This is a genomic window from Natrinema sp. H-ect1 (assembly GCF_041821105.1).
In the GTDB taxonomy this organism is placed as follows: Archaea; Halobacteriota; Halobacteria; order Halobacteriales; family Natrialbaceae; genus Natrinema; species Natrinema thermotolerans.
In genome coordinates, this window is record NZ_JBGUBA010000002.1 from 780,934 (window position 1) to 800,600 (window position 19,667).

20 protein-coding genes are annotated in these 19,667 nt (G+C 66.9%); 13 read left to right on the forward strand and 7 right to left on the reverse strand.

Going from position 1 to position 19,667, the window contains the following annotated elements; translation table 11 throughout:
* Positions 1–7: 7 nt before the first annotated feature.
* The 4 genes from ACERIM_RS08200 to glpA are packed head-to-tail and all read right to left on the reverse strand — an operon-like array spanning position 8 to position 5,548.
* On the reverse strand, positions 8–1,168 hold the full coding sequence (locus tag ACERIM_RS08200; RefSeq protein WP_373631988.1) for a Cdc6/Cdc18 family protein: 1,161 nt from the start codon (positions 1,166–1,168) through the stop codon (positions 8–10).
* A complete protein-coding gene (locus ACERIM_RS08205) occupies positions 1,168–2,508 on the reverse strand; it encodes an anaerobic glycerol-3-phosphate dehydrogenase subunit C (RefSeq protein ID WP_049966158.1) in 1,341 nt (446 codons plus the stop codon). The genes ACERIM_RS08200 and ACERIM_RS08205 overlap by 1 nt, the downstream gene beginning before the upstream one ends.
* A 40-nt stretch (positions 2,509–2,548) precedes the next feature.
* Positions 2,549–3,853 (reverse strand): glycerol-3-phosphate dehydrogenase subunit GlpB, encoded by a 1,305-nt coding sequence (glpB, locus tag ACERIM_RS08210; protein ID WP_373631989.1) that lies wholly within the window; start codon positions 3,851–3,853, stop codon positions 2,549–2,551.
* Positions 3,854–5,548, reverse strand: coding sequence for an anaerobic glycerol-3-phosphate dehydrogenase subunit GlpA (gene glpA / locus ACERIM_RS08215; protein ID WP_373631990.1), 1,695 nt, complete (start codon positions 5,546–5,548; stop codon positions 3,854–3,856).
* Positions 5,549–5,788: 240 nt separating this feature from the next.
* On the opposite strand from glpA, the gene glpK reads away from it, so the two are divergent.
* From glpK to ACERIM_RS08230, 3 genes are all read left to right on the forward strand, one after another.
* The gene (gene glpK / locus ACERIM_RS08220; RefSeq protein ID WP_373631991.1) at positions 5,789–7,330 is read left to right on the forward strand and encodes a glycerol kinase GlpK; all 1,542 of its coding nucleotides are present in this window, start codon (positions 5,789–5,791) and stop codon (positions 7,328–7,330) included.
* 2 nt (positions 7,331–7,332) lie between these two features.
* On the forward strand, positions 7,333–8,409 hold the full coding sequence (locus ACERIM_RS08225) for a hypothetical protein (protein ID WP_373631992.1): 1,077 nt from the start codon (positions 7,333–7,335) through the stop codon (positions 8,407–8,409).
* A gap of 136 nt (positions 8,410–8,545) precedes the next feature.
* A complete protein-coding gene (locus ACERIM_RS08230; RefSeq protein WP_373631993.1) occupies positions 8,546–9,226 on the forward strand; it encodes an HAD-IIB family hydrolase in 681 nt (226 codons plus the stop codon).
* A gap of 36 nt (positions 9,227–9,262) precedes the next feature.
* Here ACERIM_RS08230 and ACERIM_RS08235 read toward each other — a convergent pair whose 3' ends face one another.
* Positions 9,263–10,183, reverse strand: coding sequence for a hypothetical protein (locus ACERIM_RS08235; protein ID WP_373631994.1), 921 nt, complete (start codon positions 10,181–10,183; stop codon positions 9,263–9,265).
* 29 nt (positions 10,184–10,212) lie between these two features.
* The gene (locus ACERIM_RS08240; RefSeq protein ID WP_373632020.1) at positions 10,213–10,575 is read right to left on the reverse strand and encodes a hypothetical protein; all 363 of its coding nucleotides are present in this window, start codon (positions 10,573–10,575) and stop codon (positions 10,213–10,215) included.
* A gap of 138 nt (positions 10,576–10,713) precedes the next feature.
* Between ACERIM_RS08240 and ACERIM_RS08245 the strand changes: the two genes are divergently transcribed.
* Positions 10,714–11,049 (forward strand): hypothetical protein, encoded by a 336-nt coding sequence (locus ACERIM_RS08245; RefSeq protein ID WP_373631995.1) that lies wholly within the window; start codon positions 10,714–10,716, stop codon positions 11,047–11,049.
* A gap of 63 nt (positions 11,050–11,112) precedes the next feature.
* The gene (twy1, locus tag ACERIM_RS08250) at positions 11,113–12,138 is read left to right on the forward strand and encodes a 4-demethylwyosine synthase TYW1 (RefSeq protein WP_373631996.1); all 1,026 of its coding nucleotides are present in this window, start codon (positions 11,113–11,115) and stop codon (positions 12,136–12,138) included.
* A 147-nt stretch (positions 12,139–12,285) separates the two neighbouring features.
* Here the strand turns inward: twy1 and ACERIM_RS08255 are convergent, their stop codons facing one another.
* Complete coding sequence (locus tag ACERIM_RS08255) at positions 12,286–12,510, reverse strand: hypothetical protein (protein ID WP_373631997.1); 225 nt, start codon at positions 12,508–12,510, stop codon at positions 12,286–12,288.
* 245 nt (positions 12,511–12,755) lie between these two features.
* On the opposite strand from ACERIM_RS08255, the gene ACERIM_RS08260 reads away from it, so the two are divergent.
* From ACERIM_RS08260 to ACERIM_RS08295, 8 genes are all read left to right on the forward strand, one after another.
* The gene (locus ACERIM_RS08260) at positions 12,756–13,559 is read left to right on the forward strand and encodes a DICT sensory domain-containing protein (protein WP_373631998.1); all 804 of its coding nucleotides are present in this window, start codon (positions 12,756–12,758) and stop codon (positions 13,557–13,559) included.
* Between the two features lie 144 nt (positions 13,560–13,703).
* Positions 13,704–14,411 (forward strand): DUF120 domain-containing protein, encoded by a 708-nt coding sequence (locus ACERIM_RS08265; RefSeq protein ID WP_373631999.1) that lies wholly within the window; start codon positions 13,704–13,706, stop codon positions 14,409–14,411.
* On the forward strand, positions 14,408–15,115 hold the full coding sequence (ribB, locus tag ACERIM_RS08270; protein ID WP_373632000.1) for a 3,4-dihydroxy-2-butanone-4-phosphate synthase: 708 nt from the start codon (positions 14,408–14,410) through the stop codon (positions 15,113–15,115). Before ACERIM_RS08265 ends, ribB begins: the two co-directional genes overlap by 4 nt.
* 173 nt (positions 15,116–15,288) lie before the next feature.
* Positions 15,289–16,269, forward strand: a complete 981-nt coding sequence (locus ACERIM_RS08275) for an ArsR family transcriptional regulator (protein WP_373632001.1) — start codon at positions 15,289–15,291, stop codon at positions 16,267–16,269.
* Between the two features lie 146 nt (positions 16,270–16,415).
* The gene (locus ACERIM_RS08280) at positions 16,416–16,727 is read left to right on the forward strand and encodes a nickel-binding protein (RefSeq protein ID WP_373632002.1); all 312 of its coding nucleotides are present in this window, start codon (positions 16,416–16,418) and stop codon (positions 16,725–16,727) included.
* A gap of 9 nt (positions 16,728–16,736) precedes the next feature.
* A complete protein-coding gene (locus ACERIM_RS08285; RefSeq protein ID WP_373632003.1) occupies positions 16,737–17,171 on the forward strand; it encodes a cupin domain-containing protein in 435 nt (144 codons plus the stop codon).
* A gap of 40 nt (positions 17,172–17,211) precedes the next feature.
* Positions 17,212–18,189, forward strand: coding sequence for a hypothetical protein (locus ACERIM_RS08290; RefSeq protein ID WP_373632004.1), 978 nt, complete (start codon positions 17,212–17,214; stop codon positions 18,187–18,189).
* Positions 18,190–18,510: 321 nt separating this feature from the next.
* Positions 18,511–19,449 carry a branched-chain amino acid transaminase gene (locus tag ACERIM_RS08295; RefSeq protein WP_006649578.1) on the forward strand — a complete coding sequence of 313 codons (939 nt, stop codon included), beginning with the start codon at positions 18,511–18,513 and terminating at the stop codon, positions 19,447–19,449.
* The last annotated feature ends 218 nt before the right edge of the window (positions 19,450–19,667 follow it).

Consider the following 19,667-nt stretch of genomic DNA (forward strand, 5'->3'; position numbering starts at 1 on the left):
GCGTCGATCAACCGCCGTCGGCCGTCGTCAGCGCGCGGAACGCGATCGTCGGAAACCGCGGCTCGACCGTACTCGGCCGGCGACCGCTGCCGCCCGACCGTACCGCCACGGGCATTCGTTCGACGACGCCCCGGTCCGCGAGTTCGTACAGGAACCGCTCGACGGTCCCGGCGGTCAGCGACGACCGGTCGGCGATGGCGGCCGCGATCTCGTCGATCGGCCGGTCGTCCGGCTCGAGGGCGACCAGCGCCGACAGCACCCGCTGGCGGGTTTCCGAAAGCGCCAGCGCCCGGCCGACGTGGACGCCGTCGTCGGGGACGGCCGCGCGGGCCCGCTCGAGGTGGGGCCGCTCGATCCGATCGGCGTCGTCCTCGCTGGCGAGGACGGCCGCACCGAACAGCGCCGCCAGGGCGTCGTGGGCGTTCCCGTCGGCCCAGGCTGCGAGGTCGCGGACGGCGTCGTGATCGAGCGCGCCCGCGGCGAGCCCCGTCGAGACGCGATCGGTGATCACGTCGACGAGTTCGTGATCCCGGTAGGCCGGGACGGTGACGGTCGCTCCCTCGTGGCCGGCCGGTTCGGACGCCCCGACCGCGACGACGGTGACTCGCTCTGTGACGGGCGCAAGCAGTTCGCGGGCTCGATCCGGGCCGAGGGCCTCGGACTCATCGTGGTGGTCGACTGCGACGACCGCGCGCCGATCGCCGCGAGTCAGCCGCTCGCGAAGCCGGTCACGCAGGTCGTCGGTCCCGACGCCGCTCTCGGGGACCCGCTCGCTCGAGAGCCCGGACAGCACCGCGCGATAGAACGCGAAGGGGCTCCCGACCCGGCGGCCGTCGACGGTGACGAACCAGGTCGCCGGGCCGGTGGTGCCGCCCCGAGTCGTCGTCTCGATCGCCCGGCTCGAGCCGCCGAACCCCTCGTTCATGGCGTCGAACAGCGCCGTCGTAATCGCCGACGTCCCGGAGCCGGGCGGCCCGACGACGGCGACCGGGGGCGGCAACTCGCCGTCGAAGACCGGCTCGAGGGCGTCCAGCAACTGCTCGAGGACCGGGCCCCGGCCGATCGGCTCCGGCCGGTGGACGACCGGGCTGAGCGTGTTACGGTCGACGACGAGCCGTCTCCCCTCCCGGGCCGACCGCCGTCTGGCGATCCGTTCCTGCAGGTCCATTACTCCGCGCGTGCCCCCGTCGCGTTCGTGCCCGTCCCGTCCCCGACGAGCGCCGCAGCCAGCACCTCGAGGGTGTGGGTGATCTCGTAGCCGGTGCCGTGTTCCATCTGCATCGAGCAGGTCGGACACTCCGTCAACCCTGCTTCTGCGTCGGCCTCGTCCATGTGGTCGAACATCTCCGCGCCGATCTCCATGGAGGTTTCGTAGTTCTCTTCCTTCCAGCCGTAGGTTCCGGAGATGCCCGAACAGGAGTCGCCGACGTCGTGGGCCTCGACGCCGTCGATGGCGGCGAGCAGTTCGACCGTCTGGCCGTCGAGCCCCTGATTGCGGGCGTGACACGGTGCGTGGTAGGCGAAGTCGTCGAACTCCTCGCCGACCGACGTTCCCTCGAGTTCGGCCTCGAGGTCTTCGTGGACCCGCAGGTATTCGACGGCATCCCAGGTGTTCTCGGCGACGGCCTCGGTGTCCTCGAAATCGAACAGTTCGGGGTACTCCTGGCGCAGCGACATCGAACACGAGCTACAGGAGGCGACGATATCGGCCCCGTCCTCGATGGCCGCGGCGAGTTCCCGGACGTTCGTTTCGGCGGCGCGACGGGCGTCCTCGAGCATGCCGTTGGCGAACATCGGCGTTCCCGAACAGTCCTGGTCGGGGACCATGATCTCGTAGCCGAAGTGTTCGTAGACGCGGACGAGCGCCTTCGCGACTTCGGGTGTGTTGTAGTTCGAGTAACAGCCGTGGAAGTATGCGATACGCTTGTCGGGGTTCTCGACCTGTGCGCCGCCCCGTGCGGTCCACCACTCGCGGAAGGTCTCGGTCGCGAACTCGGGGAACTCCCGCTCGCCGGCGATCCCGAACAGTTTCTCGCCGAGCCACTGGGTCGCAGAGAGCCCGGTCACGAAGTTCGCCGTCCGGGGGAACATGGCCCCGAGGGGGGCGAGCCGGCGGTAGTTCGCGAGCATCCGGTTGCGCCAGTACTCCCGGGAGAGTTTACTCATGTTCTCCTCGACGTACTCGGCGCGGGCGGTGTTGTGCATCTGCGAGAGCGGCACGTCCGATGGACAGGCGCTGTCACACCGCATGCAGTTCGAACACTTCATCACCGACTCGTCGATGTCGTGATCGTCCTGTCGTTTGAGCCGCCACTGCTCGGGCCCCTGGAACTTCGGACCTGGGAACTCGTCGTCGACCTCGGCGACCGGACACTCGGTATCGCAGGTCGAACACTTGTAGCAGTCGTCGGCCCCCGGTCGAAGGTCGGTCTCTCCGGCCTCCGGAAAGACCTCGATCGGTTCGAACTCGTCGCCACTGTCGTCGGTCGGTCGTTCTGCGTCGCTCATTGGATCACCTGAATCAGTCGTCCGAAATCCGTCGTCTCGTTCATCGACACCCCTCCGCGGCGCGCCGGCCCGCGACGTAGCCCGTCGCAAGCGAGACGCCGCTGCCGGACTTCTCGGCCGCGAAGTCGTAGCCGCCCAGGACCGCGCCGGCCGCGCGCAGGTTCGCGAACTCGAGGGCGTCGTCGGCATCGAGCGGGCGGAGGTCGCGGTCGACCGGCAGGCCGAAGCGGGCGTAGGGCTGGTCGCCGAAGACGTCGTCGACGAACCAGTCGTAGCGGTCGGCGGGGTGGGGGACGTGACAGTCGAAGACCGGTTCCGAGACGCGCTCGCGGTCGGACTGCACGCCTTTCCCCACGAGCCCGCCGGTCGCGAGAATGTACTGGTCGGCGGTGTGGGGGATCTCGCTCCCGTTGCGGTCGACGGTGACGCGGTCGATCCGCGCGGGGCCGCTCGAGCCCGCGCCGTCGGCCCCGGTCTCGTAGTCGACGACCGGGACCCCCGTCGTCACGCGGACGCCCGCGTCCGAGAGCGCGTCGAACAGCAGGTCCTCGAGGCGCAGCCCGGGGAGGCTCGGCGGTCCCATCGGAATCTCGAAGACGTCGACGCCGAGCCGGTCGGCGAGATCGGCCCTGACCGCGTCGGCGCTGTCGTCGCCGAGGATCGCCGGGAACCCGACGCGGGACTCGCCCTCGAGGCGGGAGCGAACCGTCTCGACCAGCGCCGCGCGCGCGGTGGACTCGCCGGCCGCCGTCTCGACGGGTTCGTCGCGGTCGAGCAGGTGGGCGTAGCGCGTGACTTTCGCGTCGTCGCGCTCGATACCGGGAAAGCGGACCGTGACCCCGCGGGCGTCGAAGGGGACCCCGGCAGCCTCGAGATGGGCCGCCGCCAGCGGGGCCTCGAAGTCCGGCAGCGTCGCGAAGCCGACGAGCAGGGCGTCGCGGTCGTCGCTCGCCAGCCCGGCGGCGGTCGCGGTCGGGTACCGCGCGGTCGGCTTGACGGTGCCACCGTGGGTCGGTACGAGCGCGTTCGCGTCGGTGTGTGCGCCCGCGTAGGCCTCGCCTGCGATCTCGTCGAAGAAGGCGAGGGCGTCGCGGACCGCCTCGGCCCCGACTCGCTCGTAGGGGTGGCCCTCGGGGAGGTCCGCGAGGGCCGAAAACGGGTCCGCGAGCGGGCCCTCGCCCGTCGGCGTGTACCCAAGCACGTCGATCAGGCCGCTGGCGTGGCGAAGCGTACTCTCCTTGTGGGAGACGAGCCGAACCCGGACGTCCCGCTCGGCCGCGGCCAGCGCGGCGGTCGCACCGGCCAGCCCGCCGCCGACGACGAGGACGTCGTCCTCGATAGCCATTCAGTCGTCCCCCCGGGCTTCTCGAGCCACGCCGTCGTCGAACGCCGCGAACTCGACGTCCCCGCTCGCGCTCGCGGGGTCGCGATCGCGGTTCATCGTCGTCGCGTGCAGGGCGTAGTTGAGCATCGCCTGCGAGAGCTGTTCGCCCCACAGGGCGTGACGTTGTCCTTTCCAGCGCTCGGCGACGAGTTCGTCGAGCGCCGCCCGGACCGTCGGCTCGTCGTACTCGGGGTGGAGTTCGTGGGCCATGTTCTGACAGCAGAACCCGCCCTGGCAGTTCCCCATCGAGGCCCGCGTCCGAATGCGGACCGCGTTCAGGTCTGCCCCCGACCCCTCGATCGCGTCGCGGACCTCCGCGCGGGTCACGCCCTCACACTGGCAGATCACCGGGTTCGGCTCGTCGGTTTCGAGGACCTCGCTCGCCCGGCTCCCCAGCCGTTGCTTGCTCCGGCGGGCCACCGGCGAGCGCAGCCCGAAGTCGTCCATCCCCGCCTCGAGCCGTGCGAGGTTCTCGCTGCCGGGCAGGGGTTCGTCGGCGGTCGAACACGAGGCCGTGACGCCCAGTTTCGCACAGACGTGGTCGGCGATCTCCTCGGCCATCGCCCGGTAGGTGGTGAACTTGCCGCCGACGATGCTTGACATACCGGCGACGCCGTCGCGGTCGGCGTGATCGAGCAGGAAGAAGTCCCGCGTGATGTCGGTCGGATCCTGTGTGCCGGTTCCCGGCGGCTCGTAGAGCGGGCGCACGCCCCAGAACGAGCGGATGGTCCGCGATTCGGCGAGGATCGGAACCAGTTCGGAAAGCGTGTCGATCATCGCCTCGACCTCCCACTGTTCCTCGGGGTAGTCGTCCGGATCCGCGACTTCCTCGTCGGTCGTCCCCAGGATCGCGGTCGTCTCGTGGGGGACGATGATGTCGGCGTCGCCCTTCGGCCGACAGCGGTTGATGACGGTGTCGACCTGCCGGACGTTCATGATCGTCATGACGCCCTTGGACGGACGGACCTCGATCTCTAAGTCGGCCATCGCGCCGATCTGACCCGCCCACGCGCCGGTCGCGTTGACGACGTACTCGGCGGTGATCTCCTCGGTTGTTCCGGCCGCGACGTCGCTTCGCTTGCCGGGCCCGGCACCGTGGCGGACCTCGACCCCGTAGACGTCGTCACCCTCGCGCAGGAGGTCGATCACCTCGGCGTGCGTTTCGATCCGCGCGCCGTGGGCCTCGGCGTCGACCGCGTTCGCGACACAGAGCCGGAACGGGTCGACCGCGCCGTCGGGCACCTCGATCGCCCGTTCGACGTCCTCGGCGAGGTACGGCTCGATCTCGCGGGCCTCCCGCCCCGAGAGGACACGTGCCGGAATCCCGCAGTCGCGACAGCCCTCGAGTTTCTCCCGGAAGTAGTCGTCCGAGTCCTCGGGCCGCTGTACGAACAGGCCGCCGGTCTCCTCGACGCAGTGCCCGGCGATCTCCCGGAGCGTTTCGTTCTCCTCGATACATTCGGTCGCGCTGGCCTGATCGGAGACGGCATAGCGGCCGCCGCTGTGTAACAGGCCGTGCATCCGACCGGTGGTTCCGTCCGTGAGGGTCCCTCGTTCGACGAGCGTGACCTCGAGACCGCGGGTCGCCAGATCGCGGGCGATCCCACAGCCGGTCGAGCCGCCGCCGAGGACGAGGACCTCGGTGTCCCGTGCCATTCGTTCACCGGACCTACGGTCACCCCACTCTTTATTTTATCGCCGCCGAGCTAACACTCGTAACTCACTTTTCCCACACCGTCACTGACGGCGATTTGGCGGCGAACTTACTGTCTTGATCCACCTATTCCCCATCGTTCGTGAAATCGTTGGTAACATTTATAACGATCGTCGGTGTCGTTTACTGGTATCACGCGACCGGCAGTAAACGAATCGCGTGGCGGTACGAGGTGACTACCAGTGACAGACACAACGTACGTCGGAGCGGTCGACCAGGGAACGACCGGGACCCGGTTTATCGTGTTCGATCACGAGGGCCAGGTCGTCGCGAACGCCTACGAAACACACGAACAGATCTACCCCGAACCCGGCTGGGTCGAACACGACCCGATGGAGATCTGGGAGAACACCAAAGCCGTGATCCAGCAAGCGCTCGGACAGGCGGGGATCGCCCCGTCCCAGCTCACGGCCATCGGCGTGACCAACCAGCGGGAGACGACGGTCCTCTGGGACGCCGACAGCGGGAAACCGGTCCACAACGCCATCGTCTGGCAGGACCGCCGAACCACCGATCGCGTCGAGGCCCTCGAGGAGGAGGGGAAAGTCGAGGCGATCCGTGAGAAGACCGGCCTCGAGGCCGACGCCTACTTCTCGGCGACGAAGGCCGAGTGGCTGCTCGATAACGCCGATCCGATCAAACTCGAGCGCGCCCGACCCGAGGACATCCGCGACCGCGCGGAGAAAGGCGACGTGTTGTTCGGGACGATCGACACGTGGCTGATCTACAACCTGACCGGGAACCACGTCACCGAGGTCACGAACGCCTCGCGGACGATGTTGTACGACATCCACGACCTCGAATGGGACGAGGACCTCCTTGAGGAGTTCTCGATCCCCGAGGCGATGTTGCCCGAGGTCCGGCCCTCCAGCGACGACGACACCTACGGGACGACCGACCCCGACGGGTTCCTCGAGGCCGAGGTGCCGGTCGCGGGCGCACTGGGCGACCAGCAGGCCGCACTGTTCGGCCAGACCTGTTTCGACGCCGGCGACGCCAAGAACACCTACGGCACCGGTTCCTTCTTCCTGATGAACACCGGTGACGAGGCCGTCGAGAGCGACCACGGCCTGCTGACGACGATCGGATTCCAGCGCTCGGGGGAACCGGTCCAGTACGCGCTCGAGGGGTCGATCTTCGTCACCGGCGCGGCCATCGAGTGGCTCGAGGACATGACGCTGATCGAGGATCCCGCCGAGACGGCGGAACTGGCCCGCAGCGTCGACTCGACGGACGGCGTCTACGTCGTCCCCGCCTTTACCGGACTGGGCGCACCCCACTGGGACCAGCGCGCACGCGGCACTATCGTCGGGATGACCCGTGGCACCCGGAAGGAACACGTCGTTCGCGCGACGCTCGAGTCGATCGCCTACCAGACTCGCGACGTCGCCGAGGCGATGGAGGCCGACTCGGGCATCGAGATGCGATCGCTGAAGGTCGACGGCGGCGCGGTCAAGAACAACTACCTCTGTCAACTCCAGTCCGATATCATCGGCTCGGAGATCGTCCGCCCCGTCGTCGACGAGACGACGGCGCTGGGCTCGGCCTACGCGGCCGGCCTCGCCGTCGGCTACTGGGACGATCCCGACGAACTGCGGAGCAACTGGCAGGTCGACGCCGAGTTCGAGCCCGAGATGGATCCCGACCGCGCGGACCGACGATACGAACGATGGAACGACGCCGTCGAGCGATCGCGCGACTGGGCGCGTGACGAGGAGGAGTAACGATGTTGCAGCCGCTCTTTACCGTTCCCATCGTCGGTATGGGACTCGAGGACTTCGCCGTCCTGCTCATCGCCGCCCTCGCCGGCGGCGCGTTCGGTGCGGCCCTCGGTGCCCTCCCCGCGTTCGTCTTCACCGGCTTCGTCGTCTTCCTCGGCGAGGGGATCGCGATTCTTCAGGACGAGATCGGAAGCGAAATCGGCGTCGCCGGGGCGGGCGATATCGCGACCGGTATCACCGGGACCATCGGATTCGGTGCGGTCACCGGCCCACACATCGCCTTCGCCGGCGGCGTCGCCGCGACGGCCTACGCCGGACGGAAATATCCCGAGATGGAACCCGACGACTGGGACTACCACTTCGGCAAAGACATCCTCTACGCGTTCGGCACCAAGCCCGACATCCTCGCGGTCGGGGCCGTCTTCGGCGCGGTCGGGATGCTCATCACGCGCGTCATGGGCGGGCTCGGCTTCCCGACCGACAACATCGCGCTCTCGGTCGTCGCCACGGCGTTCCTCGCCCGACTCGCGTTCGGGTACCCGATCGTGGGCAAGGTCGGCGGCTCGAGCGTCCTCGACATGTCGCCGTTCGAGCGCGAAGAAAAGCGCATGGCCGCCGACGGCGGCACCGAGACCGACCGGCTGACGACCGAGCCCTGGCTACCCCACCAGTACAAGTGGGCCGGCGTGACCGCCATCGGCATCGTCGGCGGGCTGCTCGGGGGCTACATCTGGCTCGAGACCGGGAGCATCTTCATGGGCTACGCGATCTCAGCCATGAGCCTGCTCTTTCTCAACCTCGGCGTCGAGAAGATCCCGGTCACCCATCACATCACGCTGCTGGGTGCCGTGGGCGCGGTGATCGCCATGCCCGCGATGGGCAGCGAACTGGCCGCGTTGCTCGCCGCCGGTGCCTTCGGCGCGATCAGCGGCCTGCTCGGCGAGGTGAGCCAGCGCGTGTTCTACTCCCACTCCGGGACACACGTCGACCCGCCGGCGATGGCTATCGCCGAGTTCATGCTCGTCCTCGGTGTCCTCTATCTGGCCGGGTTGCTCCCCAACGCGGGCTATCTCGCTCTCTGAGCGGCCAGAATTTCGCGTTTTCGACGAACGGCATCTCAGTTACGCTCGAGCAGCGACGACGAGGCGCGAGTCGCCGTCGGGACGGACGGTCCCACCGATCCGACCGCTTTAGGGGACGGCTCGCTCATTACTCGATATGACTGCCGATCCGCCGCTGGTGCTGGACATCGACGGGACGCTCACCCGCCCGGAGGGGTGGGGCATCGACCCCCGCGTCTTCGATCCGATCCGCGAGTGGGAGGCCCCGGTCGTCATCGCCACCGGGAAGGCGTTTCCCTACCCTGTCGCCCTCTGTCATTTCGTCGGGATTCCGGAACTCGTCGTCGCGGAGAACGGCGGCGTCGTCTGCACCGGCGACGATGTCTTCTTCACCGCCGATCGCGAGGCCGCCCGGGCCGTCGCCGAGGAGTACCGCGCGGCGGGCTACGACCTGGGCTGGGGCGAGGAAGACACCGTCAACCGCTGGCGCGAAACCGAGATCGCGGTCAATTTAGAACAGCCGCTCGAGCCCTTGCGCGAGATCGCCGCCGACCACGGCCTCGAGGTGATCGACACCGGCTACGCCTACCACGTCAAGGACACCGATCCGAACAAAGGCGAGGGGCTGGAGACGATCGCCGACCGCGTCGGGATCGACCTCGCCGACTGCGTAGCGGTCGGCGACTCCGTCAACGATGTCTCGACGTTCGAGGCCGTCGGCCGGAGCGTCGCCGTCGGCAACGCCGACGAACTGGCGAAAGCGGCCGCCGACGAGGTCCTCGACGCCGTCCACGCCGACGGGACGCTCGCGGTCCTCGAGCGGGTCCGCGGGTCGTAGTCGCCGTCAGGGGGACCGCGCCGCGATCGCCGATCGTTACTCGCCGTTCTCAATGGCGTCCTCGAGCCACTGTTCCGGAACGACCCGTATCTGGTCGTCCGCCCCCAGCGAGTCGGTCGTGAGGAAGACGAGGTCGTCACCCGAGGCGACGGCCAGCCCGCCGCCGGCGACCGCGTCCCAGTGGGTCAACACGGTGTCGGGCACCGTCAGCGACCGCTCGCCGTCGACCTCGGAACTGGCGACGTACCGGATCCCGTCTCCGTCCTGGATCGGATCGAACTGCCCCGAGACGACGACGGCGTCGTCGGCCTCGCGGATCCCCCAGAAGACCTCCGACCCCAGCGACAGGATCGTCCGGTCGAACGCGGTTTGGGGGACCGGCACCTCGCTGCTGTGTTCGTCGAACGCCGCCGCGCCCAACTGCTCGTAGGCTTCGGGTTCGGCGACTTCGGCAGCGTCCGGTTCGCGCTCGGCGTCGCCGGACTCGGCCGCAGTGGTCGGCCCGCTCGCGGCGTCACCGGACTCGGGACTCGAGGCCGCGTCCTCGATGTCGATCGATGTCCTGGCGACCTCGCTGGCCGCGTCGCCGCCGGCGTGGTCCTCGCGACCGGCGTTTCGTTCCCGCCCCTCGAGACCCTCGATGTCGGGTGACGTACTGGCGACGTCCGACGGCTCGACGCCGGTCCGGTCGCGAGCCGCCCGGCGCTGGTCGATCGCGATCGCGAGGAGGAGCCCGCCCGCGCCGAGCCGCAGATAGCCGTGCCCGCGGTCGTCACGTCGCAGCGCCCGGACGCCACTCAGGAGACTCGCGACGCCGGCGGCGCCGGCCGGCGCGCCCGATCGAACGCCGCTTCGAACGGTATCGAGCGCTTCGGCGAGGGCATCGTCGATCCCCGCGACGCGTCGCTCGTCTGCCGGCTCCTCGTCGGTCTCGGTGGTGCTGTCTCGCTGGCTCATGCTGAAATCGAACTCGCGGTCCGTCAGGTTCAGTTCCCGGCGCTCGAGTCGCCCTCGCCCGCTCCCTCGGCGAACTCGTCGGTCTCGTCCGCGGCCGACGACTGGACGTCGCCCATGTCGAACGGCGAGCCGATTTCGTCCTCGTTGATCACCCGGTCGAGCGTCCCCGTGTCGGTTACGGCGCTCAGCCCCTTTTCGTCGACCGCGGACTGGATCTCGCCCGCGTCGATCGCCGAATCGACGCTCCCGTCGTTCGTCGACGATTGCAGCGCCCGGCGGACGACGAGATAGCCCGCGAGCGCCGCACCGCCGGAGGCGACCGCTCCCGGAACCCCGTAGCGTTTGTAACCGAACGTGACCGCTTTCTTGCCGATCGTGTAGGCCCCAATCATGGTCATCGGTTGGGGAGGTACGGGAAAGAGGGCGAGGCTTTCGTACGGAAGCCGGCAGCCGACCGCCGGACCGAACACACGACAGGGCCGCGAACCGGGTCTCAGAACGCTTTTCCCTTCCTTGTCGTAAGTCCGAGTATGGTTTCGCTGCAGGCGGTCGCCGTCGCCGTCGTCGGGTTCGCGATCGTCATCGCCGCTGCGGCCGCCGTCTACCGGGACGCGAGCCGCCTCGAGATTTCGCGGCCGGCGCTGTGGGCGGGGTTCGTGTTCGTCACCTGCGGGGGTGGGCTCGTCACCTATCTGGGGCCGCCGGACGTGCCGATCCCCGGCCTGCTCGTGATAGTAATCGCTGGCCCGGCGCTGTATCTCTTCGAGCGCGACGACGCCAGACACGGCGACGAGCCCGCCGATCCGCACGCGCTGCCGGACGGTCCAGGCGGCGACTCCGCGAGCGACCGCTCCGGCGAGGAGTAGGCCGCCGTCGACTGCCCCCGACACCACACACCTTTTGACGGGTCCCGTCCAACGACCCCCAAGATGAGCGACTCCGCGAACCCCGGGGGCGATGCAGGTGCTGACGCCACCGCCGACGGCGACGGCGGGCCGGCACAGGTCTCGAGTCCGGACTACCACAGCGAGAACCACACGGCCGCCCAGACCTGCGGCTGGACGGCAAACGCCGTCCGCGGCGAGGGGAAGTGTTACAAGAACATCTTCTACGGCATCGAATCCCACCGCTGTATCCAGATGACGCCGGTGGTCAAGTGCAACGAGCGCTGTGTCTTCTGCTGGCGCGACCACCAGGGCCACGCCTACGAGATGGACGACGTCGAGTGGGACGACCCCGAGGCAGTCGTCGACGCCTCGATCCGGCTCCAGAAGAAACTGCTCTCGGGCTTCGGCGGCAACGACGAGGTCCCCCGCGAGGTGTTCGACCAGGCGATGGAGCCGCGCCACGTCGCCATCTCGCTGGACGGCGAGCCCACGCTCTACCCCTACCTGCCCGAACTCATCGAAGCCTTCCACGACCGCGATATCACCACCTTCCTCGTCTCGAACGGCACCCGGCCCGAGGTCCTGCGGGAGTGCGACCCGACGCAACTCTACGTCAGCGTCGACGCCCCCGAACGCCACACCTTCGATCAGGTCGTCGGCGCGATGGAAGACGATGCCTGGGAACGGCTGCTCGAGACGATGGACGTTCTCGCCGCGAAAGACGAGACCCGGACCGTCCTCCGGACGACGCTCGTCGAGGGTGAGAACATGCACCACCCGGACTGGTACGCCGGCTTCTACCAGCAGGCCGATCCGGACTTCATCGAACTGAAGGCGTACATGCACGTCGGCCACTCACAGGGTCGACTCGACCGCTCGGCGATGCCCGACCACGAGGCGGTCGTGGACTTCGCCGAGCGGGTCGGCGAATACATGCCGGCATTCGACGAGGTCAAAGAGGTGCCGGCCTCCCGCGTCGCCTTGCTCGCCAAGACCGGCGATACGTGGGTCCCCAAGCTGAAGAAAGGCAGCGAGTTCTGGGAGCGCGATCCGGTCGTGGGCGATTAGCCGCGTCCCGCCGGCCGTGTCGGCCGCTCCGCTCGCCGGCGTCGACGGTCACACCCGACACTGATCGCGCGCCCGATGTGGACACGGCCGCTCGCGGCCTCGATTCGATCACTGCTCCTGACACGCTCTTTCTTTACGTCTGATACGTCAGGTGGTCGTCCGCTCGAGCGGCCGATCCGTGGTCGCACGTTTCGGTCGTAGACGGGGTGAGACCGGGTCCTGTCCAACATAAGGAGCCGGAAACACTTTTGTATAAATTTCCGTAGCAGTCATCGGATCACATAGATAATCGGTCGCGCCGGCGACCCCCGTCGCTTCGAACGAGAGGTCGGTGTCCTCGACGATGCCGTAGACGTAGATGTGGTCGGCCATAGAATCCTACCGGTTCCTCTAGAAGGAAACGTAATAGGCGACGAAGCGACCAGAGATGGGAGTCCGGGACTGTCCCAAACTGAGTTCGGGGTCGAAAGCGGCGCAATCTTCCCGTTCGGCCGCTTTCCACCGGACGCCCGTCGATCGACTCCGAGACCACATCGCCACCGCGCGGGAAACGGGATCGTCGATCCGATCCGACGGCGGCGACAACACTTACGTACCGAACGGATGAACGTTCTCCAGTGACTCTCCGATCGTTCATCGACGACGTCGGTTCGCCCGATCGGACGATCGCGATCGTCGCCGACGGTTCCACGGGGCCGCTCGCCGAGATGCTCTCCGACGCGTTCGCGGGCCAGCCGATCGCCGTCGAACGGGCCGAAGCCGGTGCGATCGGATCGGATCTCGACCCCGAAATCGACGACGCGCTCGCAACTGAGGGCGATACGGCCGTGTTGCTCGAGGACGGGCAGCCGGTCGCGGCCTCGCCGATGCGTACGTTGTACGACGCGATCCTCGCGATCAACTCGGACCTGTTCGTCACTGGCGCGCGCGGCATGGGCGAGATCGCCTTCCCCGACGTGCTGGCGGGGCTGGAAGGCACCCGGCTCCGACTGCGTGGCTACCCGCTCGCACACAAGGAAAAACTCCTGTTGATCGTCGTCTCGCGGTACATCGAACAGCGGGCCTGGGCGGCCGGCAGCGGCACGTTACGGAGCGCGTTCCAGCAACTCTCGCGCATCGACGACGAGATCGGGACCTACGAGACCTACGCGGAACTCGCCGAAACCGACGTCGACGTTCACGTCTACGGCGTCGACGACGGCTGTCCGCCGGAACTGGACGCGACGGTTCACACCGGGACGGGGCCGGAGTATCGGGACGGGTGGTTCGTCGTCTTCGATCCCGACGATCGCAGGGCACCCGACGCCGTCGGCACCGCACTCGTCTGTCTCGAGACCGAACCCCGCGTCTGGGACGGCTTCTGGACGACCGACCCCGACCGCGTCACGCGGATCGCGGACTACATCGCGCGGGAACTGTAGCCCGACCGATCATGGGAGGCGGTGGGTTTTTCCGTTCGGTCCCCAACTCCGGAATACGCGATAAACGCTCGTGAACCTCGTCACAGTTTCGTTACGCATGCCACATTCGGTATGCTTTTACCCACATGGGCAATAGGGACGAGTATGTCAGTACTCACGGAGTCCGCCGTCGGGCACGACGAACTCGCCGTGCTCAAACTCCTCGCGCTCGAGGGCGGGCTCGAGGGCGACGTCAAGATCTCCTGTTCTCGCCTCGCCGAGCGGCTCGATGCCTCGAACCAGACCGCCTCGCGACGTCTCCAACGGCTCGAGAGCGCCGACCTGCTCGAGCGCGATACCGTCAGTGACGGCCAGTGGGTCGCGATCACCGACACCGGCGAACGAGCCCTCCATGCCGAGTACGAGGACTACCGGCGGATCTTCGAGACGGACTCACAGATCTCGCTCGAGGGAACCATCACGAGCGGGATGGGCGAGGGTCGCCACTACATTTCCCTGCCGGGCTACCAGCGCCAGTTCGAGGACCGGCTCGGCTACGAGCCGTTCCCCGGGACGCTCAACGTCGACCTACGCGAGGACAGCGTCCGCCGGCGCAGCGCGATGGCCTCCCTCGAGCCCGTCCCGATCGACGGCTGGGAGTCGGACGACCGGACCTACGGCCCCGCCGTCTGTTACCCCGCGACGATCGAGACCGCCGACGGCGCGACCTACGACGACGCCTACACCATCGCCCCCGAACGCACCCACCACGACGACGACCAGCTCGAGGTGATCGCCCCCGACAAGCTGCGGGACGAACTCGACCTCGAGGACGGCGATCACGTCACCGTCTCGGTGGGTGATCGCGAATGACGGGTCACCACGCCGGTCCGCAGTCCAACGCCGACGGCAGCGCAGGTGCCGGACCGGCCGCCGACGCGTTCGACCGCGCCCTCGAGTCGCTTCGGACGGGCGAGCCGATCCTCGTCCACGACGCGGCCGACCGCGAGGGCGAGACGGACCTGATCTACCACGCCGACGCCGTCACCCCCGAGGCCGTGGCCCGACTGCGCAACGACGCCGGCGGGCTGATCTGCGTCGCGCTGGGCTACGAGATCGCCGAGGCGTTCGACCTCCCGTTTTACTCGGACGCGGTCGAACACCCCGCGACGGCCGACCACGAACTCGGCTACGACGACCGCTCGTCGTTCTCGCTGACGGTCAACCACCGCGACACCTACACCGGAATTACCGACGACGACCGCTCGACGACCATTCGGGAGTTGGGCGCGGCCGCCGCTACGCCCGAGACGACCGCGTTCGCCGAGGAGTTCCGCGTCCCCGGCCACGTCCACCTGCTCAAGGGCGCGCCGGATCTGCTCTCCCAGCGCGAGGGCCACACCGAACTCGGGCTCGCACTGGCCGACGCCGCCGGCCGCTCGCCCGCCGTCGTCGTCTGTGAGATGCTCGACGACGAGACCGGTGACGCGCTCTCCCCGGCCGACGCCCGCGACTACGCCGACCGTCACGGGTTCGCCTACCTCGAGGGCAGCGAGGTCCTCGAGCGAGTGGCGTAGTGGCCGGAGTCCTGGAACGATGCGTACTCTCCGAGGCAGACGTGCTGGGGATGCAGGACTCCCCGGCCAACAAACCGCCCTGTACTGCATCGACGTGCGTATCTTGCAGCCGATTCTGTCCGATTCGAAAACAGTAGGACACGTTTATTGCGTAGTGTGTGGGCTCTGCTAGCATGGATGAAACCCGGCTGACACCAGCGATCGATCTGGACGGTATTTCCCCGGACGAGGCCTTCACCATCCTGGGCAACGAGATCCGGTTGGACATCATCCGCGTACTCTGGCACGCCGACGCCGCCCACGAGTACGACGATGTCTCCGATGCCGCCAAGACGATATCGTTCTCGGAGCTGCGTCGTCGGGTCGACGTCGACGACAACGGGAAGTTCAACTATCACCTCTCGCAGCTGGCCCCCCACTTCGTTCGGCAAACCAACGACGGGTACCGGTTGAGTGGTGCCGGCAAGCAGATTGCCAGAACTGTGATCGCCGTCTCGGGGGCGGAAGACCTCGACTTCTCTCCCGATCTCGAGCAGGACTGTCCGCTGTGTGGCGCGCCCATGACAGCGACCTACGAGGATCAGTGGCTTCGAATCAGTTGTACCGAGTGTGACGGGATGTTCGGCGACGAGGCGCCACGGGAGTCGGTTTTCTTTTCGAACTACCCGGCTGCGGGGCTGACGGATCGGACCGCCGACGAGGCACTCACAACCGGATTCTACCGATGTATGTTAGATATAGCGTACATGATGCGTGACGTCTGCCGGGAGTGTGCGGGCTCCATCTCGGCGTCAGTTTCGGTCTGTGAGACGCACCAGGTTCGGGAGGGGAAACCGTGTGCGCACTGTGGGACACGATTCCCCGTTTGGGCAGAACAGCGATGTGGCACCTGCGGGTTCGCCAAGAATCTACCCATCGAACCGTTCGTCATGAGTCTGACCCCCGTGATCGGATTCCTCGACGACCAGGGAATCGACGTACTCGCACCCTCCTTCGACGAGGTCATCGACCTGCTTCAGACCCGCTTCGAGACGGCCGTCACGGAGGATCCGTTCCGCGTTCTCGTGACTATCGAGGGCGAGGCGACGACGCTCACCGTTTCACTGGACGACGACATGAACGTCGTCGATATCGACGGACAGCCGTTGCTTTGATACCAGGTACCCGTCGGTTTCCCGACTAGTTCCGAGGGTGTACGAGCCCACGTGTTGAGCTAGTGAACGGGATTTCACTAGAATCAGCTAGTGAAGTGTAGTTCTCCTTATGTATAAATGCGATCCCACCGTAGGCTTAGCCGGTCATGGCAGAACAAGACCTGATCGACTTCGGAATCTGGCGCGAGATGGACGACGACATCACCACAGAGGAAGCAAAACAAGAGGCGCTTGCGGCGTCTCAGCGGGCAATAGCGGAACTCAGCGACGAGGACGTCGAGATCGAGTGGGTCCGTACCGACGTGCTGGAAGACACGGACGGCGACACCAATCGCGCGTACTGCCACTACCGAGCCCCGAGCGAGGAAGCCATCGCGGAGCACTCCGAGCGCGCGGATCTCCCGGTGACCGAACTCACGCGTCTGGACGACCAGTTCGATCGAACCGACCTCGAATAATCAGCGACGATGACAGCACTCAAAACACTCAGCCTCGACGAACTCGAGCTCGTCGGGGTGACCCAATCGGACACGGAGATGGACGTGAGCGTAAACTTCCCGTCCTCACCGGCGTTCCCGGCGACGACCGGAATGGAACTCGAGGGCGGCCACAACGCCGTCTACTTCGAGATCGAACCCGGGAAGCAACTCGCGACCCACACGGACAGCCCCGAGGAACTCATCATCTGTCTCGACGGCGACGAAGTCGAGGCCTGGGCCGGGGATGCAACGGGTGTGATCGGTGCCGGCGACCTGGCGGTGATCCCGCCGATGACTCCGCACGGGTTCCGCAATACCGGTGCCGTGACCGCCCGATTTCTGGGCGTCTTCTCGGATAGCACCACCGTCTCCGAGTTCGAAGCGCCCCTCGAACCGCTCGGGGAACGAATCATCAAGGCGTAGCGCCCTTTCGACCGATTTCGACCGAATCGAGAACCGAACAATGATACCGAGACAAACGACGAAACGGCACATCGACGGCATCGATCGACGACTGTTCCTGAAGACGACGGCTGTACTGGCGGGTGGAACGTTCGCGACCGGAACCGCAAGCGGGTCCGGGCGCGACTCGGGCCCGTCAGAACTCCCGACACCGGCGGATCACGACGTCCACTGGGGCGAATCGGATGAGGCGGGGGGCCTCCGGACGTACGCGACCACCGACCCGGAGGGACGACTCTCGTCGCTGGGCGTCCACGTCGGCGGCGACGCGCTGATGGCGTTCGACGAAGGGGAACACGCAGCACACCTCCACTTCCCGGAAACGACGGACGACGGGGCCGAAATCGACAGCCATCAGTTTACCCACATGGGTTTCCACTACAACCCACAGGGTCACGCACCGCCGGGCGTTTACGACGTTCCGCACTTCGACTGTCACTTCTACATGATGGCCGAAGACGCCGTCGAAGGGATCAGTGGGGGACCGCTCGAATCCACGCCACTGCCCTTCGTCGGCCTGGCCGACTACGACGTTCCCGCGGATCAGTTCCCGCCGGAATACACGTTCGAAGAACACCGCCTCATCGTCGAGGGGATGGGGGAACACCTGCTCGACGGGACGGCGCCGGAGTTCCGGGGGGAAGCGTTCACGCACACCAACGTCTACGGAGCGTACGATCCGAGTATCGACCCGGCACAGCCCGCTGACACCGAGGTGATAACGCTCGAGGGCGAACGCGTCGAACTCCCGGTTTACGAAGGGGACGGTGACGGGAGGGTCCACTTCGTCGAGCCGATGGTTACGACCGACTTCCTTCGCGACGGCCTCGAAGAAGAGACGGCAGTGGACATCGCGACGCCGGAGGTGTTCTTCGAGGCGGACGAGTACCCGACGGCGTACGCGATGATGCCGGACGGCGACGGCGGCGCGTACGTCGCGATCCGTGAGTTCGAGGAGTTCCCCGGAGCGGACCAGTAGGGCCCGGACGATCGCCGGGCTACGAACGGTCACCGACCGTATTTTTCGCGGATCGTGGCCCCCTCGACTCGGGGGTTCCGGTTCGCTTCTCGGCGGTCTCGCCGACGGTCCTGGATCGCCCGTTCGATCGTGGTATCCGGCTGGTTGACGGCGTACTCGAGGACGCGTCCGAATCACGGTACCGTCGACACAGTCGCCGGCAGGGAGGTGTGACCGCCGATACTCGCCTGAGCGCCGTTCGGCGGGGCGTTTCCTTGATTTCTGACGATCGCCTCCGAAAACCGCGAACACTTAGTACGGTGGCTTTCAACACTTCTGATCATGGGATTCGACGAGATGGACGTCGACACGATCTGGATGGACGGCGAGTTCGTCGACTGGGACGACGCGCAGGTCCACGTTCTCACGCACGGACTCCACTACGGCAGCGGCGTCTTCGAGGGCGCGCGCTGTTACGACACCGCAAACGGCCCCGCGCTCTTTCGCTGGGAGGAACACCTCGATCGGCTCTTCCAGTCCGCCAAGCCCTACGAGATGGACATCGAACACTCGAAGGAAGAACTCACCGCGGCGACGAAGGAACTCATCCAGCGCCAGGAGCTGCGGTCGTGTTACATCCGCCCGGTCGCCTTCTACGGCTACAACTCGCTGGGTGTCAGTCCGAAGGACTGTCCGACCCGCACCGCCATCGCCGCCTGGCCGTGGGGTGCCTACCTCGGCGAGGACGCCCTCGAGAACGGCATCGACGTGATGATCTCCTCGTGGCGGAAACACGCCTCGAGCCAGATCCCGACCAACGCCAAGACCACGGGCCTGTACGTCAACAGTATGCTCGCGGGCGAGGAAGCACGCCGGAACGGCTACGCGGAAGCGATCGTCCTCAACAAGGAGGGTAACGTCGCCGAAGGCCCCGGCGAGAACGTCTTCCTCGTGCGCGACGACGAGATCTACACGCCCGGCCTCTCGGAGTCGATCCTCGACGGGATCACCCGCGATGCGGTCATTCGGATCGCGGAGGAACTGGGCTACACTGTCCACGACGACGTCTCGATCTCGCGGGGCGAACTCAACACCGCCGACGAACTGTTCTTCACCGGCTCGGCCGCCGAAGTGACGCCGATCCGGAAAGTCGACAACGTCGTCGTCGGGGACGGCTCCCGCGGCCCCGTCACCGAGGAGATCCAACAGCAGTTCTTCGACATCGTCGAGCAGGCCCCCGAGGAGTACGACGAGTGGTTCGAGTTCGTCGACATCGAATAGCGGCTCTCGAGTCGGTTTAGATCGGTTCGCATCTGTTTTGGAGGTGGTGTTTTACTTCGAGAAACTGATTTTCGTGGCCGGGAGCGCGCCTCGAGTACCACGAGAGGCGCGTGACCCGGGGAAGGGCAGGCACTCACCCGAATTCACCGCGAGCGACCGAAGGGAGGGAGCGGGCCGACGACCGATGTGGTGACGCGAAGCGTCACGGAACGGAGGGA

Coding starts and splice junctions, on each gene's coding strand:
- ACERIM_RS08200 (WP_373631988.1), bottom strand. CDS start 1,168: ATGGACCTGCAGGAACGGATCGCCAGACGGCGGTCGGCCCGGGAGGGG.
- ACERIM_RS08205 (WP_049966158.1), bottom strand. CDS start 2,508: ATGAGCGACGCAGAACGACCGACCGACGACAGTGGCGACGAGTTCGAA.
- glpB (WP_373631989.1), bottom strand. CDS start 3,853: ATGGCTATCGAGGACGACGTCCTCGTCGTCGGCGGCGGGCTGGCCGGT.
- glpA (WP_373631990.1), bottom strand. CDS start 5,548: ATGGCACGGGACACCGAGGTCCTCGTCCTCGGCGGCGGCTCGACCGGC.
- ACERIM_RS08225 (WP_373631992.1), top strand. CDS start 7,333: ATGTTGCAGCCGCTCTTTACCGTTCCCATCGTCGGTATGGGACTCGAG.
- ACERIM_RS08230 (WP_373631993.1), top strand. CDS start 8,546: ATGACTGCCGATCCGCCGCTGGTGCTGGACATCGACGGGACGCTCACC.
- ACERIM_RS08235 (WP_373631994.1), bottom strand. CDS start 10,183: ATGAGCCAGCGAGACAGCACCACCGAGACCGACGAGGAGCCGGCAGAC.
- ACERIM_RS08240 (WP_373632020.1), bottom strand. CDS start 10,575: ATGATTGGGGCCTACACGATCGGCAAGAAAGCGGTCACGTTCGGTTAC.
- ACERIM_RS08245 (WP_373631995.1), top strand. CDS start 10,714: ATGGTTTCGCTGCAGGCGGTCGCCGTCGCCGTCGTCGGGTTCGCGATC.
- twy1 (WP_373631996.1), top strand. CDS start 11,113: ATGAGCGACTCCGCGAACCCCGGGGGCGATGCAGGTGCTGACGCCACC.
- ACERIM_RS08255 (WP_373631997.1), bottom strand. CDS start 12,510: ATGGCCGACCACATCTACGTCTACGGCATCGTCGAGGACACCGACCTC.
- ACERIM_RS08265 (WP_373631999.1), top strand. CDS start 13,704: ATGTCAGTACTCACGGAGTCCGCCGTCGGGCACGACGAACTCGCCGTG.
- ribB (WP_373632000.1), top strand. CDS start 14,408: ATGACGGGTCACCACGCCGGTCCGCAGTCCAACGCCGACGGCAGCGCA.
- ACERIM_RS08275 (WP_373632001.1), top strand. CDS start 15,289: ATGGATGAAACCCGGCTGACACCAGCGATCGATCTGGACGGTATTTCC.
- ACERIM_RS08280 (WP_373632002.1), top strand. CDS start 16,416: ATGGCAGAACAAGACCTGATCGACTTCGGAATCTGGCGCGAGATGGAC.
- ACERIM_RS08285 (WP_373632003.1), top strand. CDS start 16,737: ATGACAGCACTCAAAACACTCAGCCTCGACGAACTCGAGCTCGTCGGG.
- ACERIM_RS08290 (WP_373632004.1), top strand. CDS start 17,212: ATGATACCGAGACAAACGACGAAACGGCACATCGACGGCATCGATCGA.
- ACERIM_RS08295 (WP_006649578.1), top strand. CDS start 18,511: ATGGGATTCGACGAGATGGACGTCGACACGATCTGGATGGACGGCGAG.